2 protein-coding genes are annotated in these 2,198 nt (G+C 32.1%); both read left to right on the top strand.

All coding sequences use genetic code 11. From position 1 onward, the window contains the following. Positions 1-95 precede the first annotated feature (95 nt). On the top strand, positions 96-1,775 hold the full coding sequence (locus IQ211_RS18920; RefSeq protein ID WP_189760062.1) for a hypothetical protein: 1,680 nt from the start codon (positions 96-98) through the stop codon (positions 1,773-1,775). 59 nt (positions 1,776-1,834) lie between these two features. Further along, a partial coding sequence (locus tag IQ211_RS18925) for a hypothetical protein (protein ID WP_193836460.1) occupies positions 1,835-2,198 on the top strand: 364 nt, incomplete at its 3' end.

Genomic DNA, 2,198 nt, shown 5'->3' on the forward strand with positions numbered 1-2,198 from the left:
TAATTGGTGTGCCTGATTAGAGTTATATATCAAGTGCCTATAATGATGATGGGTATATATGTTTGGCTAAATTATATGGATTCCAAGGTGAAAAAATGAATATTGAAAATAATATGATAAAATTATCAGCCTCTTGCCTGCCAGGAAAACTTTGTGTATCTATACCGGATAATTCAGATATTATTATTGGCCAATCTGTTTATCTGACAGTGTCACTTATAGCAGATCCGAAAATAATAGAAAATATTCAAAGTATTTCAATAAAAAATGATCCAACGGTGATTGAAGTGATGCGTCATGTTGATTGGACACCCACAAAAGATAAAACAGGAGGTAGTGCGATATTTCTGCTGAATGTTAAGAGTAATATTTTGCCAAAAAAATTAATAAATTATAATGTTCATGCGGTTTCATATTCAGGCTTAGATGTACCAGAGGTGACATCATTAAATATCACCTATACAGCAAAGACATTTAGCCCTTATAAAACCATCTCACTTGAACATAATAAAAATTATTTGGTAACACCAACCATTGATAATAATATTGATGATCCCAGTAGTGAATATATTTTAATGAGTTCGATAATTACTGGAGATGATGGTGAACCATTGAAAAATGTTGCCGTGACTATTTCTTCTTCACAACCCAAGAAATTAAATCTAGTTGTTTTTGCTACAGATGATAAATCACCTCAACCTATTGCGCTTCAATCCTATAATAAAATTGATTTTATTACTGTCTATTCTGATTCAAAAGGAGAAATTAGATTCCGTATCTATCCCATAAAATATACACAAATCAGGCTTGATTTGACAACAGCAATACTTAATGTTACTGGATTTACGCAAGCTTATACTCTGTATGTTATTAATTCTCCTCATAATCTCCCATTTGAACTAGGTAGTCCAACGATACAAGAAATGGGAGAAGGTAATATAATTAAGCAGGATTTAACTTCTTCTTCAAAATATTTTCATGCGCAAATACCAGCTTATCAACCTATTTATGCGACAGATGGGATCCTGTTTTTTATAAGAAGTGGCTCACACGATGAACCAAAGTTACTTGAACCTATATATAAGGTTAATAATGTTAATGAGTTGCCAGGTAAGGCTTTTAGCTTGTCATACAGTGACTTACCCATTAACGAACGGGGCGAATTTTATTATCTTATTTCTCCTATAGAAGGTAGAGTAAGGAAGTCTTATCCAATTACATTAGAATATGTTGGTAACGACTCATCTAACAACGAAGTCTACGATAAAGTTAAAGTATATACCAGCCATGCAACACTTCCCATTGATGTATATAGTGAAGAAAATGAAACCTTTGAGTGGCATGGCATTATCCTAAGTATGATAAATCGTAACAAAAAATCTGGTCAAAGTGCTAAGGGGGTGACAGGGTTATATGTAGTGATTATGGGAACGAATGATCAAAATAATAAAAATCTACCACAACTCGGTAGCACGGGATATTTGAATGTTTATATCAAAACCCCAACATCCAGAAATACTCATAAAAGTTATCAGTTTTCGTTATCTACTGCTGATTCTGGAAAACAAACCGGCCATGTTGTAGTTAATATCCCATACTGTGACATTAACCGCGCTGGGCCTTCATTCTCCAAAGGGTTAGGGACACTTTCTTTTGATTACTATATCGAAAATAGCGATGGTTCTAAAACGTATAGTAAAAAATGGACTACTCAAATTAATACCGTATTACCAAACCAGGCTCATGATGATAATGATGGATGTGATCCTTTATAAAAAAACTGTCAACTATTGTATTTTGATATAATAAAAAATCTTTGAGATAAGGAAATGATATGAAAAATAATCTATCAATCGATGAAAGATCTATATCAATATATTTTGAAAAAGAATTCTTGCAAATATTAGATTATGATAGCACTCCACCTAATGGTGATTGTATTAAGGCAATTGCATTAGTCAGAAATAAAGAAGGAAAACCATTACCGAATGTTTCCGTTGATATCCTTGAGAAAAAAGGTGCTTATTTTGGATTGGTTAGTATTTATCATTCCGATAAAGAAAAACCTGTCGAAATTAAAAGCCTTTCTTCTGATCAGAAATACTTTTCTATCACTTCAGATAAAAATGGAGAGTTAATTTTTTATATTTATCCTAAAAAATCAACTTCAGTAATATTTCAAGTTGATTCTATAATAT

Origin of the sequence: Xenorhabdus griffiniae, assembly GCF_015163655.1 — a bacterium.
Classification (GTDB): Bacteria; Pseudomonadota; Gammaproteobacteria; order Enterobacterales; family Enterobacteriaceae; genus Xenorhabdus; species Xenorhabdus griffiniae.